We start from the raw sequence: 1,181 nt of genomic DNA on the forward strand, positions 1-1,181 counted from the left end.
TTTAGAGGTTTATATAGTGGCATATTGGACATTCGAACTATTAGTGTTAATGCATTGCCAATGACATCAATGTTTGACCTGATTACCCATGACCCTCAGCCAGCTTCAAGAGCCGATATGGCATCGGCGGGCTTGCCACGACTGCATGCCCCAATTCAACAAACATACTCTTGAGGTCAAAACGATGATTAAACCGGAAGCAGTATTCAGCAAGATGCCTTGGTAAATGCTTCGCTCCGAGCTTATGACAACTGCCCCGCAGCGAGTTCTTCACATTCCCTATCATCGTGTTTACCCAGTTGAATGCCGGATGATCCAGCAAATCAAGGTTGCCCCCGGTGACAACTCCCAGGTGCTCACAATTGGCCTCCTTGACCGCTTTGAAACAGGCCAATCCATCGGATATCACCGCGCTACCACTGGCAATATGCCGTTTTGCCCAATCAGCAATGACGTTGGTTTTGAAACCATCGACCACCGTCATCCGCATCTTGATTGGATGCCCTTCCTTGTTCAGGGCTACTGCTGCCACAAACGGCGTCTTGCCTGCCGCGCCGCGACCTCGTTTGCCACCACGGCGCTCTCCACCCCAGTAGACATCATCGAGCTGAATGATGCCGCTGATGGGCTGCTTGTCATCGGACTCTTTCATGGCTTGCAGCAGCTTGTGCTTGAGCATCCAGGCGGTGTCATATTTGACGTCCAACTGGCGCTTTAGCTCCATCGCTGACAAGCCAGTTTTGGTCTGTGACAGCAGGTGTATCGCCAGAAACCACTTGGTCAGTGGGAGTTTGGTGTTTGCAAAAATCGTGTTTCCAGTCAATGACATCTGGTGACGGCAGTTATTGCATTGCAGCACGCGTGGCCGACTTTTCAGGCGACAGCAGGTCTTGTTGGCGCACTCAGGACAGATGAAACCGTTCGGAAAACGCCAAGCGAGCAGCGCGTTTTCGCACTGCGCTTCAGTGCCATAGTCCTTGAAAAAATCAAACAGGCTGTAGCCTTTCTGGAATTGGACTTTGCTTTTGGCCATGATCTCGCACCTCAGTAACTGTACGTAAGATCAGTATAGCTCGTGGTGACTGCTAATCATGGGTAATCAGGATGTTTGATGAGTTTTTAATTGAGACCCCAATAACCAATCCTAACAACGTCCGGCCAGAGTTTAGTCCAATAGAGAA

The 1,181-nt window shown here is 50.0% G+C and carries 1 protein-coding gene; it reads right to left on the bottom strand.

Annotated elements, in window-relative coordinates:
* Nucleotides 1-82 precede the first annotated feature (82 nt).
* Complete coding sequence (locus PG899_RS24050) at nucleotides 83-1,033, bottom strand: IS1595-like element ISAeca5 family transposase (protein WP_270697815.1); 951 nt, start codon at nucleotides 1,031-1,033, stop codon at nucleotides 83-85.
* Between the last annotated feature and the right edge of the window lie 148 nt (nucleotides 1,034-1,181).

Origin of the sequence: Aeromonas sp. QDB39 (assembly GCF_027707585.1) — a bacterium.
In the GTDB taxonomy this organism is placed as follows: Bacteria; Pseudomonadota; Gammaproteobacteria; order Enterobacterales; family Aeromonadaceae; genus Aeromonas; species Aeromonas hydrophila.

Coding starts and splice junctions, on each gene's coding strand:
- PG899_RS24050 (WP_270697815.1), bottom strand. CDS start 1,033: ATGGCCAAAAGCAAAGTCCAATTCCAGAAAGGCTACAGCCTGTTTGAT.